This window comes from Ruegeria sp. R13_0, assembly GCF_017743995.1.
Classification (GTDB): Bacteria; Pseudomonadota; Alphaproteobacteria; order Rhodobacterales; family Rhodobacteraceae; genus Ruegeria.
The window spans coordinates 312623-325006 of record NZ_JAGHRB010000004.1; the positions used below are offsets into that span (position 1 = coordinate 312623).

General features: G+C 56.8%; 10 protein-coding genes. All 10 read left to right on the forward strand.

Annotation, left to right across the window (positions count from 1 at the left end):
- The first annotated feature begins 6 nt into the window (after positions 1 to 6).
- The 10 genes from J7394_RS07625 (at position 7) to J7394_RS07670 (ending at position 11854) form a co-directional block, all read left to right on the forward strand.
- Positions 7 to 582, forward strand: a complete 576-nt coding sequence (locus J7394_RS07625) for a TRAP transporter small permease (protein WP_209252041.1) — start codon at positions 7 to 9, stop codon at positions 580 to 582.
- Positions 579 to 1874 (forward strand): TRAP transporter large permease, encoded by a 1296-nt coding sequence (locus J7394_RS07630; RefSeq protein ID WP_209252042.1) that lies wholly within the window; start codon positions 579 to 581, stop codon positions 1872 to 1874. Before J7394_RS07625 ends, J7394_RS07630 begins: the two co-directional genes overlap by 4 nt.
- The gene (locus J7394_RS07635; RefSeq protein ID WP_209252043.1) at positions 1874 to 3766 is read left to right on the forward strand and encodes a bifunctional sugar phosphate isomerase/epimerase/4-hydroxyphenylpyruvate dioxygenase family protein; all 1893 of its coding nucleotides are present in this window, start codon (positions 1874 to 1876) and stop codon (positions 3764 to 3766) included. Before J7394_RS07630 ends, J7394_RS07635 begins: the two co-directional genes overlap by 1 nt.
- The gene (locus J7394_RS07640; RefSeq protein ID WP_209252044.1) at positions 3763 to 4590 is read left to right on the forward strand and encodes a citryl-CoA lyase; all 828 of its coding nucleotides are present in this window, start codon (positions 3763 to 3765) and stop codon (positions 4588 to 4590) included. Before J7394_RS07635 ends, J7394_RS07640 begins: the two co-directional genes overlap by 4 nt.
- Positions 4580 to 5767 (forward strand): Gfo/Idh/MocA family protein, encoded by a 1188-nt coding sequence (locus J7394_RS07645; RefSeq protein WP_247748107.1) that lies wholly within the window; start codon positions 4580 to 4582, stop codon positions 5765 to 5767. The genes J7394_RS07640 and J7394_RS07645 overlap by 11 nt, the downstream gene beginning before the upstream one ends.
- On the forward strand, positions 5757 to 6431 hold the full coding sequence (locus tag J7394_RS07650; RefSeq protein WP_209252045.1) for a hypothetical protein: 675 nt from the start codon (positions 5757 to 5759) through the stop codon (positions 6429 to 6431). Before J7394_RS07645 ends, J7394_RS07650 begins: the two co-directional genes overlap by 11 nt.
- A complete protein-coding gene (locus J7394_RS07655; protein WP_209252046.1) occupies positions 6424 to 7614 on the forward strand; it encodes a Gfo/Idh/MocA family protein in 1191 nt (396 codons plus the stop codon). Before J7394_RS07650 ends, J7394_RS07655 begins: the two co-directional genes overlap by 8 nt.
- A 154-nt stretch (positions 7615 to 7768) precedes the next feature.
- A complete protein-coding gene (locus J7394_RS07660) occupies positions 7769 to 8683 on the forward strand; it encodes a sugar phosphate isomerase/epimerase (protein ID WP_209252048.1) in 915 nt (304 codons plus the stop codon).
- Complete coding sequence (locus tag J7394_RS07665; protein WP_209252050.1) at positions 8664 to 10073, forward strand: aldehyde dehydrogenase family protein; 1410 nt, start codon at positions 8664 to 8666, stop codon at positions 10071 to 10073. Before J7394_RS07660 ends, J7394_RS07665 begins: the two co-directional genes overlap by 20 nt.
- Positions 10073 to 11854, forward strand: coding sequence for a thiamine pyrophosphate-binding protein (locus tag J7394_RS07670; RefSeq protein WP_209252052.1), 1782 nt, complete (start codon positions 10073 to 10075; stop codon positions 11852 to 11854). Before J7394_RS07665 ends, J7394_RS07670 begins: the two co-directional genes overlap by 1 nt.
- Positions 11855 to 12384: the final 530 nt, after the last annotated feature.

Genomic DNA, 12384 nt, shown 5'->3' on the forward strand with positions numbered 1-12384 from the left:
ACCATAATGAAAGCCTTTGTGAAGGGGTTCTCCCGACTGACCGAAGCGATTGCCGGCGGGATGCTGGCGGCAATCTTCTTGATCTTCCTTCTCCAAATACTACTACGGTACTTTTTCACCCCAGCAGGCTGGACGCTGGAATTGATCGGCATTCTTTGGGTCTGGGTGATTTTCTTCAGCTGCGCTTTCATCGTGCGCGAACGGGATCACGTGAAGTTCGACATCATCTATCTTTCGGTGCCGATGCGCGTGCGGCAGGTCTTTGCGATGCTGGCGGCCGCAGCGATTGTGGTCGGGATGCTCTACAGTTTCCTGCCGACGTGGGACTACATCGACTGGATGAAAATCCGCAAAACCTCGACTGTGCGCAATCCGTTCTCGGGTGAAAAGATACCGCTGCGCACCGTGTTCTCAATTTATGCGGTGTTCATGCTGGTCGTGGCCGCGCGGTATGGATGGCTGTTCTTTGACATCTTGCGTAATGGCCCACCTAAAACCGAGCTGGAACTGGTCGTTGGGTACAACGTGGTTGACGATCATCCCCGCGTCGACGGTGAAGACGACGAGGAAGCAGACAAATGAGTTTTGAACTTCTTTCCTGCCTGCTCGCTCTCTTTCTTCTGGCAGGCATCGGGACACCTATCGGCTATTCCATCCTCTTGGCCTCATTGGTGTATCTGGGCACGGCCGGATTGGACGTCGCCCTCGCGGGCGAGAAAATCCTGCAAGGCTTCTACAAGAGCACGATCCTGCTTGCCGTGCCTTTGTTCATCGTTGCCGCGAATATAATGAACGCGGGGTCGATCACAGACCGCTTGCTGAACTTCTGCGTCGCTGCGGTCGGGCGTTTCAAGGGCGGCCTCGGGCATGTCAACGTGGTGGCATCTTTGATCTTTTCGGGTATGTCCGGGTCGGCTGTCGCGGATGCTGCGGGGATCGGCAAGATCATCATTGAGATGATGACCAAGGATGGTCGATACAGCCGGGGCTATGCTGCTGCTATTACCGCGGCGTCGGCGACGATCGGCCCGATCATTCCGCCCTCGATTCCAATGGTCCTTTACGCGCTGGTGTCGAAAGCCTCTATTGGGTCCTTGTTCCTGGCTGGCATTCTGCCTGGCCTGATCATGGGCGTCGTTCTTATGGCGATGAACTATTATCTGGCCGGAAAGCGGAACTTTGCTTTGGAAGAACCTGTTCCACTGCGCGAATTGCCTGCAAAAACCGCCAACGCATTCCCGGCACTGCTGATGCCCGCAATCCTGCTGTACGGCATATATGGCGGCGTTACCACTCCGACCGAAGCCGCCGCAGTTGCTGCATTCTACGCTTTGCTACTGGCAGCGTTGTTCTACCGCGCGCTGACCTTCCGTGGCCTTTATCAAGTGTTCGTCGACAGCGCGCGCTCCTCCGCCGCCGTCGGGGTGGTCATTGGTGGCGCGTTCATTCTGAACTTCATCGTCATTCAGGAACAGATTCCACAGTCGATCTCGGCACTGCTGGAGGGTTCCGATGTCAGCCCGATTGTATTCCTGATCCTCGTAAACCTGCTGATCCTCGCGCTGGGATGCGTGTTAGACGCAACAACGATCATCCTGGTGATCGTGCCCCTGTTCATTCCAACCTGCGAAGCGCTCGGGATTGATCTGGTGCATTTCGGAGTGCTGGTCGTCGTGAACTCAATGATCGGTTTGATCACGCCGCCCTATGGCATTCTACTCTTTGTGATCAACGCCGTGACGGACATTCCGCTGCGCGAAATCATCTCCGAAATCTGGGCCTTCCTTGCGGTGCTTATCTCCGCCCTGATTGTCATGATGCTGATGCCGGATCTGGTCCTGTGGTTGCCGCGTATGTTTGGGTATCAGGGATAATGTGCCTCTCGGTTTCGACAACGTCGATCCCCGGTGATCTGGCCGAAAAACTAAGTGCTATCGCTGACGCGGGATTCGGTGGCGTCGAATTACACGAACCGGATTTGACCGCTTTTAACGGGCCGCCATCGCAAATTCGGAAAATTGCATCAGATCTCGGCCTGAAGATTTGCCTGCTACAACCCTTCCATAACCTTGAGGGCCAGCCCAATGCCGAACGGAAGCGCGCCTTTGATCGACTGAAGCGCAAACTCGACCTGATGACCGAGTTGGGAACGGAATTACTGCTAATCGGGTCTGCCTTCGAGGTCGATGTCGCCGCGATCGAAGAACAGGTAATCGCAGATCTTGGCGAGGCGGCTGAGATCGCGAAAGAGATGGGGTTGCGTCTGGCCTATATGGGCTTGCCATGGTCGGATCTTATTCACTCGGATGAACAGGCGTTAGACGTCGTTGAAGCCATCGACAGCCCTCATCTGGGGTTGGCTTTGAACTCATTCTTCTCGCTCGCTGACGGGTCCAAACCCGCCCGCCTTCGGGACATTCCCGGCGATCGGCTGTTCCATGTGCAACTGTCTGATGCGCCCCGCCTTGAGATGGATATACGTCGGCTCAAGCGGCACTTTGGGCTTCTGCCGGGGCTTGGGTCGCTGAATCTTGCGGGCTTCGTACGGGTTTTGTCCCGCGTCGGTTACAAGGGGCCTTGGTCCATTGCGCGCGTCAACGAAGCAGCTCCTCAACCCGGTGGCCGAACACTGGCCCGAGACAGCTACAGGTCGCTGGTGAACCTTCTGGATGAGGTATCGCGGACCGAGCCGGGAAGTGATTTCGGCATCCCGGACCTGCCGGAACGTGTCTATGCGTCAGGCTTTGAGTTCGTCGAATTTACAGTTGATGAAGTAAGCGGCGCGCAGCTGGCAGATATGCTGTCAGCAATGTGTTTTCGAATGGAGCGAAAACACGTCACCAAGTCCGTCGAGCTGTGGCGGCAGGGCGCGATCAACATCGTTGTGAATACCGAAAAGGAAGGGTTTGCCCATTCGGCGTTCCTGGGTCACGGCCCCTCCGTTTGTGACATGGGGTTGCGTGTCAGGGATGCGGATCAGACGGTTCAGCGGGCGACCGCGTTGGGCACTCCGAATTTCTCGCAGCCAGTGGGAACAGGAGAGCTGGATATCCCGGCCATTCGTGGTGTTGGCGGCAATGTTGTTCATTTCATCGATGAGAAATCCGATCTGCATCGGGTGTGGGACATCGAGTTCGAGCCGGTTGCGAAAACCAAAGCGACCCAGCCTGCCGGTCTGCGCCGTATCGATCATTTGGCACAGACGATGCGTCACGATGAGATGCAAAGCTGGCTACTCTACTACATTTCGACTTTCGAGATGGCAAAATCCCCTATCGTGAACGTCGCCGACCCGTCTGGTGTCGTGCAAAGCCAGGCTATCGAAAGTCCCGAAGGCGAAGTGCGCTTAAACCTGAATGGGGCAGTTGGGCGTCGAACACTGGCGGCGTCATTCCTTGAAGATGGCTTTGGGGCTGGTGTTCAGCACATTGCCTTCCAGTCGGATGATATTTTTGAAACTTCAGCCCAGTTGCTCAAGTCTGGCTTTCCCAGCCTGTCCGTCCCGGAGAACTACTACGCTGATCTGCAAGCGACATTCGGATTGGATGACGATTTGGTCGCCCAATTGCGCAGGGGGAACATTCTCTACGATCGGGCGGCGGGTGCTGAGTATTTTCAGATATACAGCCGCCCCATCTTTAACGGCTTCTTCTTCGAAATTGTTGAACGCCGTATGGCCTATGCCGGTTATGGCGCGCGCAATGCACCCATTCGCCTTGCTGCGCAAAGCAAAACCCAGCCGGTGAAAGAGGTGCAGACGCAATGACCGCGCAGACGACAGACGATGAGCGCGCCGTTCGCCAATGGTGGCGTACCTCCATCATCGACATGAAACCCGGACAGATCTCTTTTCGTGGCAACGCCATAGAGGACCTGATCGGAAACGTATCTTTCCCGCAGATGATCTGGCTTATGGTGCGGGGCGATCTACCCAGCGACGCCCAAGCGCGTCTGTTCCAGGCCGCTTTGGTCGCTGGCGTGGATCACGGCCCACAGGCTCCCTCAATCGCGGCTGCGCGTATGGCCGCCACCTGCGGGGTAGGTCTCAATAATGCGATGGCGACTGCGGTGAACATGCTGGGCGACGTGCACGGCGGGGCAGGAGAGCAGTGTGCAGAGCTGTACTATGATATCGCAGTCCGCATGGATGCGGGAGGTTCGCTGAATGACGCTGTTCGGGATGGCTTGGACAGTTGGCGCGAGACCTACGGCAAGATCGTATCGGGCTTTGGTCACAGGTTTCACAAACCTGTCGATCCACGCGCACCCCGATTGATGCAACTTGTTAGAGATGCGGCGGCAGAAGGCACAGTTTCTGGCCGGTTTGCCGATATCGGAGAAGAGGTTCAAGCCGAACTCGGTCGTCAACGAGGCGGTCTGCCAATTGCCATGAATATTGACGGCGCGACAGCTGTGATCTTCTGCGAACTGGGCTTTCCTGCGCCCTTGTCGCGAGGGCTGTTCTGCCTGTCCCGCTCGGTCGGAATACTTGCCCACGCTTGGGAACAGATGAACCAGGGTGGCCGCAACAAAGGGCCGATGCCCGCTAATTACTTACCCCTCTACGAAGACAGGAATGATGACACGTGAGACATCGAAATCCTTCCGGGTCGGCCTTATCGGCTGTGGTCGTATCAGCGATATTTATCTAAAAACACTATCCAAATTCTCAAACGTTGAGGTCGTGGCTTGCGCAAGCCTTGACCCTTCGGAAAGCCGCACCAAGGCAGATCAATACGGTATCGCCAAGGCCTGTGCGCCAGATGGGGTGTTTGACGATCCGACGATTGACTGCGTTCTGAATCTGACAATTCCGGCGGCGCATGCCGAAATCAGCCTGCGTGCGTTGGAGGCGGGCAAGCACGTCTATTCCGAGAAGCCGCTGGTTATGGATCGAACGGATGGTAAGACGATTCTGCACATGGCCTCTGAAAAGGGGCTACTGGTCGGTTGCGCACCCGACACATTTCTGGGCGGTCGTTGGCAAACCGTTCGGCGCTTGATCGATGAGGGTGCCATTGGCAAACCGACAGGGGTTTTTGCCCATGTCGGTACCCACGGGACGGAACGCCACCATCCCAACCCGGATTTCTACTACCAGGCCGGTGGCGGGCCCTTGCTGGACCTTGGGCCATATTACCTGACCGCCATGGTTTGCTGCCTTGGTCCGGTTGACCGGGTCGCCGGAATGGCTCGGCGCACGTTCGACAAAAGGATGATCGAAAACGGCCCTCGCAACGGTGAATGGATGGATGTCGAGGTCGACACGCATTCCCTAAGCCTGCTGCAGTTCTCTTCCGGGGCTATAGGGTCGATGACCATGAGCTTTGACGTCTGGGATAGCGAAACGCCGCGGTTCGAGATCTACGGTGAAAAAGGCACCATCAGCATCCCAGACCCTGACCCGGTACATGGTGCCAACATCTTTCAGGGGGATGTCTGGCTGAAAACGCGGGAGACCTCGCGCTGGTCTCATCAGCCGCGCCCATCCGGTCGCGAAGGCTGGCAGGTGGTCGTCAACAAACACGGGTTCAATGAGGACAGCCGTGGTCTCGGCCTTTTGGATCTGGCCCTGGCGGCGCAAGAAGGACGCCAACCCCGTGCAAGTGGAGCGCTCGCCTACCACGTTTTCGAGGTTATGGACGCGATCGAACGGGCACCAAAATTTGGCGCCTATCAGACGATAGAAAGCCGTTGCGCGGCTCCGGAGCCTTTGCCGGTCGATTTCCTTAACGATGAGAGGAAGGAATTGGTTCATGCCGATTGAGACACTCGACTTTGCTCAGCCATTCTTTCGCGTCCAGCACATAACTGACGAGCGCAGAATTTCTATCGAGGGTCGCGCCATCGTCCTTAACCTTGGGGGGCGAAATCTCTCTGTCGAGGATCAGACCATTGCACCGCTTTCCTCTGTGATCGTGCAAGACAGCACGCTTAGCGGCGTGGAACGTGCAGTCATTGTCCACGATTTCGACGCCCATGCCGATGACAACGAGTTGTTCGCATGGGTGAAAGATACATGGCCATCTGCTTTTGATGTTCGCCAAGAGGAGCGTTTACGCGGTGTCAGCCACTACATGTCGCCAAAGGTCTTTGTGGCTAACGTTGGGCTGACCATGTACCATTCCGGCTCGGTGCCGCTGAATGTCGGATTGCACAAGGATCATCCGTTCTGCCCGGTACCGGGGTTTCGCGAAGTGCATACGCAAATTGTAGGCTTTGGCAAAATGCAGCAATGCCGCGAACGGGACGTTGAAACCCTTTACCTCGAAGAATTCCTGGCCCCCGGCACGACGCACAAACCGATGTATGACGCTGAAGGCAACTATCCCTGGCATCAGTACGAGACGATTACCCCCAGCATTTTCATGGCGGTGGAAATGCTGCCGGAAGGCGCGCGGGTCCCGGACATGGAGATTCAGAATGGCTGAGAGACTTTTACCCGAAGACCTGAACTTTGACGGACCTTTCCCCAGGTTGTCTCGCCGTTTGCGACTGGGCGTTGTTGGCGGCGGACGTATCTCTGTCACGCAGGCAACGGCTGCGCGGATGACCGACCGGTGGGAGGTCGTCGCAGGTGCGCTCAGTTCAGACGCTGCGCGCAGCAAGGCACGCGGGGCTGAGTGGTTCCTGCCAGCAGACAGGTGCTATGCGTCCTTCGACGAGATGGCTAAGGCCGAGGCGGAGCGCCCGGATGGCGTGGATGCCGTGATGATCACTACCCCGAACCACGTTCATTTCGAAGCGGCCAAAGCGTTTCTGGAGGCGGGCATTGACGTGATGTGCGACAAGCCCCTGACCAACGAAGTCGCCGAAGCAGGGGGGCTTGAGGAGATCACCGCGCGCACGGGGCAGGTTTTTGCCGTCGGTTATTCGATGTCGTGTTTTCCGGTCATCCGGCAGGCCAAGCAAATCGTGTCCGAAGGCGGTATCGGCAAGATCAACCAGATCCATGTTGAGTTCATGCAAGACTGGATGACGCCCGATGATGTGGCCGATGCGCCCCATGTGAAATGGCGGCTGGACCCCAAGATTTCAGGTCCAACCAGCTGTGTCGGCGATATCGGCACCCATGCCGCGCATCTTGCCAGCTTTGTCTCGGGCCTGCCGATGACCGACCTGAGGGCCGAATTCCATGTCTGCGGCGCGCCAAAGCCTTTGGAAGACACGGTATTCATGTTCACCCGCTATCAAAACGAGGTTCCGGGCACCCTGATGGCAACGCGCCTTGCCCCCGGAAACCGGGGCGGGTTGCGGTTGCGGGTCTTCGGCAGCGAAGGGGGCTTGGAGTGGGATCTGGAGAACTCGGAACAGCTGAAGTTCAATCGGTTTGGTGAGCCGGATCGTATCATCAGCCGAGGTCACGGGCACGGCATCGGCCGCGGTGCGGAACGTCTGATCCGTACCGCGCGTGGCTTCCCCGAAGGGATTATCGAAGCCTGGGCCAACCTCTATACGGAATTTGCCATGGCCGTGGCCGCGCGTTGGGATGGCGTTACCGTTCCGGCCGATTGGCTTGCTTACCCCAGTGTCGAACAAGGCGCAGACGGTGTCCGATTCATTGATGCCTCTGTGCGCTCTCACCAGTCCGGAGGTGACTGGGTCACCATCTAATGCTCTGCCAGCACAAAGGTTAAACACGCCCGGGCTATTGCTCGGGCGTTTCTATTTTCTGCTCAGCATTAAAAGTTGATATTTTAAAAAATATCAGATATTTTTTACTACATGTGGTGAAAATAAGATTCGCAGACACCCGGAGCTGTCGTTCATGGCGAAACCCGAAGAGGCTGGCGCAAGCCCCTCTCTCTATTCCTTGGCGCATCTGACGCTGATTGGCTGTACGCCGCCCGAGCTGGTCTATATCGCCGCGCGGGCCGGTTACGATGCTGTCAGTCCTCGGTTCATTCCGATGCATGTGCCCGGTGAATTCACCCAGTCACCGATCGACAAGGCACAGGTGCAGGCTACCAAAACTGCTCTCACTACCACCGGCTTGAAAGTCCTTGATGTCGAGCTTGCGCGCATAACCGAAGATGTCGATCCGCGCAGTTTTGAGCCTTCTCTTGAGATCGGCGGAGAACTGGGGGCCAAGCGCATGATCATGAGCGCGTGGACCAACACCCGCGATGATCGTGACTTTCTGATCGACGTCTATTCCGAGACTTGCGAGTTGGCAGCGCCCTACGGGTTAACGGTGGACCTGGAGTTCCCGAGCTTCTCTCGCTTGCGAACTCTGGATGAGGCGCTGGATATTGTCCGCGCCTCTGATCAGCCGAATGGCGGTATTCTGGTCGATACGCTTTATCTGCACCTCAGCCGAGTGGATCTTGGAGAGCTTTTGCACGTCCCTTCGGACCTGTTTCACTTCCTGCATATCTCTGATTGCCTGCCTGGCATCGCTGATACGCGTGAGGGCATGATCCAACTTGCCCGCGATGCGCGGCTCTATCCCGGCGAAGGCTGGATTGACTTCACCGGCATCATCGAACGGATGCCGCCCGTCGACTATTCCATCGAACTGCCCAACCAAAGCCGCGTTGCCGAGTTGGGATATGAAGAACACGCGCGTCGCTGTCTCAGCCACGCAAAGCGAACATTCGGCGAGGCGCGGTCACAGCGTCGTATGCCCGATGCAGCATTTCCAAAACACCAAGAGGATCATCATGGGCAAAGAGCTCACTGAAAACGACCGCAACATGGCGGCCGAAATGCTGGCACGCGCCCGCGCTGCCATGGCCGAAATTGAGGATTGGGATCAGGACAGGCTGGACCGCCTGTCTCAGGCAATTGCGTGGTATGCTGGGAACGAGAAGACCTTCACGCGTCTGGCCCAGCAAGGCGTGGACGAAAGCGGTATCGGAGATCGCGAAGGGCGCCCTGCGAAGCGATTCAAGATTCACATGGTGCTGCGTGATGTCTTGCGGACACCATCGACCGGGATCGTCGAAGTAGACGATGAAAAGGGTCTGGTAAAATATGCCAAGCCTGCCGGTGTGATCGCATCCCTGATTCCGATGACCAATCCAGCGATGACACCACCGGTGACCGGTGTTTCCGCCGCCAACGCCCGGAATGCTGTTATCTTCAGCCCGCATCCGCGAACCGCCCATACCACCTTCGAGATGGTCGAGGTCATGCGCGCGGCCTGCCGTGCCGCCGGTGCCCCCGAGGATTTGTTTCAATCCATTCGCAAACCGTCGATCCCATTGACGCAACATCTGATGGAGATCTGCGACCTGACTTTGGCGACGGGCGGTAAGCCCATGGTCAAAGCGGCGTACAGCTCAGGGCGTCCGGCCTATGGCGTCGGCGCGGGCAATTCATCCATTGTCATCGATGAGACCGCCGACTTGGATATCGCCGCTCAGAACACACGCATTTCGAAGACGTCCGACTTTGGGTCAGGCTGTTCGGCGGACGGCAACATCATTATCCAGCGTTCGGTCTACGACAATATGATCAAGGCGCTTGAGGCCGAAGGTGGGTACCTGTGTTCGGACGAAGAGAAGGCCATGCTCGAAGCGGCCATGTGGGACGAAAAGGGAAACCGTACGTTTCCGACCATCGCCTGTCCGCCGCAGCAAACGGCCAAGGTCGCCGGTTTTAGCATCCCCGAAGATCGCAAGTTTCTGATGGTTGAAAATCAGGGTCAAATCGGGCCGCAGCACAAGTTTTCCAAGGAGAAACTGACCACGCTGATGGCGCTTTATCACTTCGAAACATTTGATGACGCGCTGGAAACGGTCAGCCAGATCTACAACACTGGAGGTAAGGGTCATTCCTGCGGGATTTATAGCCATAGTGACGATCACATCGATCGGCTGGCGCGTCTGGCTCCGGTCAGCCGTATGATGGTGCGACAGCCTCAGTCCAAGGCCAATGCAGGTGCCTGGACCAATGGCATGCCCATGACCAGCAGCCTGGGCTGCGGCATCTGGGGCGGCAACATCACCAACGAAAACGTCACTATGAAACATATGATGAACTACACTTGGGTCAGCCGCCCGATCCCTGAGGATCGCCCCTCGGAGCCGGACCTGTTCGGTGAGTTCTACGGACAGGAGGTCGCGTGATGGACGGAGCGAAACTGGACGGCAAAACCGTTGCCGAACATATCGTTGACTTTCTCGAACGCCGTGAGGTCAAGCATGTATTTGGCCTTTGTGGGCACACGAACATCGCGGTTCTGGCTGCGCTGGCGGAAAGTCCCATCGATTTCGTCACCGTGCGGCACGAACAAATAGCCAGTCACGCGGCGGACGCTTATGCCCGCGTGACGGGCAAGGCCTCGGTGGTGTTGTCCCATCTCTCCCCGGGGCTGACCAATTGCGCCACCGGGGTCGCCAACGCCGCACTGGACTGTATCCCGATGGTCGTGATCGCGGGCGATATTCCTACGCACTACTACGGCAAGCATCCGCATCAGGAAGTGAACCTGCATGCAGACGCCGCCCAGTGGGAGATCTATCGACCCTTCGTAAAACGCGCTTGGCGGGTGGACAGGGCAGACCTGATGGCCGAGATTCTGGAAAAGGCGTTCCATCTCGCCGAAAGTGGTCAGCCCGGGCCGGTGCTGGTCAATGTCCCCATGGACATTTTCTCAGAGGTGATCCCATCGGACAGCTTCGACCGTATCCGCGACAACACGCGTGCGCTCAAGAAACCGTCGATTGACGACGAGACAGCGGGAGAGATTGTCGAAGCGTTGGCTAAAGCTGAAAACCCAGTCGTTTATGTCGGAGGTGGTATTCTTCTGGCACAAGCCAGCGAGGAGTTGCGAGAATTCGTTGAACATATGGGCCTGCCAGTCGCGCATTCCCTGATGGGGAAAGGCGCGTTGCGGGACGACCATCCACTTGTGCTGGGAATGACTGGGTTTTGGGGCACCGAATTGGTCAACCAGTCCTGTCTGAATGCGGACTACATCTTTGCCGTGGGAACACGGTTCAAAGAGGCAGATTGTTCCAGCTGGTATCCTGGCTATACGTTCAACATCCCCGGGTCCAAGGTCATTCATATCGACATTGAACCACAGGAGATCGGTCGGAACTATCCCACCGAGATCGGAGTCGTTGCTGACGCCAAGGCCGCGTTGCGCGTCCTCAACCGGGTTGCCCGCGAGATGTATCCGGACCGTTTCAAACGCCCCGCGCTTGAACAGAAGATTGCTGGATTCCGGACCAACTTCAAAGAGCGCAACGTGGAAATGGCGACTTCATCGGCCTTTCCAATGATGCCCGAGCGTATTCTGGCAGACACCCGCAAGGCACTGCCCGAGGATGCCATCATCACCACGGACGTTGGGTGGAACAAGAACGGTGTCGGGCAACAGTTCGACATTTTGACGCCGGGTTCAATCCTCACCCCGGGCGGGTTCGCGACGATGGGTTTTGGTCCGCCAGGAGCGATCGGTGCGAAACTGGCAGCGCCAGATCGCGTGGTGATCAGCCTGGTTGGCGATGGTGGTTTCGGTCAAAACCCGTCAATGCTGGCAACGGCTGTCGAACTTGATCTGGGCATCATCTGGCTGGTTATGAACAACAACGCCTTCGGAACGATCGCAGGTCTGCAAAAGGCGCATTATGGTCTGACCTACGGGACTACGTTCCCTGGATCAGCCGCAGCTCCAGCAAACGGACCGGGATATGCAGACATCGCACGAGCTTATGGTGCAGAAGGGCATAGGCTCAGCGCTGCTGATGAATTGTTGCCCGCATTGGAAGCGGCGATCGCCAGCGGCAAACCAACAGTTCTCGACGTCCCAATGATCAACAACCCGACACCAACAACCGGACATTGGAACATCCTCGACATCTATTCGCCAGACAGGGATGTTTCGCACGTTGCCACCTAAAGCAACTTAGAGTGTGCGATCCGCCTGTGCATACGGCTTTTGCCTGTAACTGTTTAACAGAAGGGCAATTGCCGCTATGCGATGGCTTAAGCTTGATGGAAAACCTTTGAGTCGCAAATGGCAAGACTCGTGCCTCGTGCTATTCTAGGGGAATTTAAAATCAAAGGCTTAGATGTCGATGAATGGCAAAACTATGTGTCGCCCGACACCCTTGTGGAACGTCACACGAACCCGACCCAGCCGTCGTAGTTGCACCAGAAAAGCGGTGAGCTCTCGACAATAGAGGGCACCCCAAGTCAAATTTCGTTTCAGAAACGAATTGAGATGCAAAGCTGCAGACAGTTCTCTGGAGCTCGAATTTGGTCCCATCTTTCAGATAATCAGAAAGTCGTCACTTCCGGCCCAAACCTGATGGTGTGGATGGCTCCTGCTCCAACGGGCGTCGCAATGCGCCATAGTGCAGTTGTCTAAGACTGCTTATGAGAGGAGCCACCCCATGCAAGTTACCACAATCGGCGTTGATCTGGCCA

Excerpts from the sequence above, each read along its gene's own strand:
- J7394_RS07625 (WP_209252041.1), top strand. The coding sequence starts at position 7 with ATGAAAGCCTTTGTGAAGGGGTTCTCCCGACTGACCGAAGCGATTGCC.
- J7394_RS07630 (WP_209252042.1), top strand. The coding sequence starts at position 579 with ATGAGTTTTGAACTTCTTTCCTGCCTGCTCGCTCTCTTTCTTCTGGCA.
- J7394_RS07635 (WP_209252043.1), top strand. The coding sequence starts at position 1,874 with ATGTGCCTCTCGGTTTCGACAACGTCGATCCCCGGTGATCTGGCCGAA.
- J7394_RS07640 (WP_209252044.1), top strand. The coding sequence starts at position 3,763 with ATGACCGCGCAGACGACAGACGATGAGCGCGCCGTTCGCCAATGGTGG.
- J7394_RS07645 (WP_247748107.1), top strand. The coding sequence starts at position 4,580 with ATGACACGTGAGACATCGAAATCCTTCCGGGTCGGCCTTATCGGCTGT.
- J7394_RS07650 (WP_209252045.1), top strand. The coding sequence starts at position 5,757 with ATGCCGATTGAGACACTCGACTTTGCTCAGCCATTCTTTCGCGTCCAG.
- J7394_RS07655 (WP_209252046.1), top strand. The coding sequence starts at position 6,424 with ATGGCTGAGAGACTTTTACCCGAAGACCTGAACTTTGACGGACCTTTC.
- J7394_RS07660 (WP_209252048.1), top strand. The coding sequence starts at position 7,769 with ATGGCGAAACCCGAAGAGGCTGGCGCAAGCCCCTCTCTCTATTCCTTG.
- J7394_RS07665 (WP_209252050.1), top strand. The coding sequence starts at position 8,664 with ATGGGCAAAGAGCTCACTGAAAACGACCGCAACATGGCGGCCGAAATG.
- J7394_RS07670 (WP_209252052.1), top strand. The coding sequence starts at position 10,073 with ATGGACGGAGCGAAACTGGACGGCAAAACCGTTGCCGAACATATCGTT.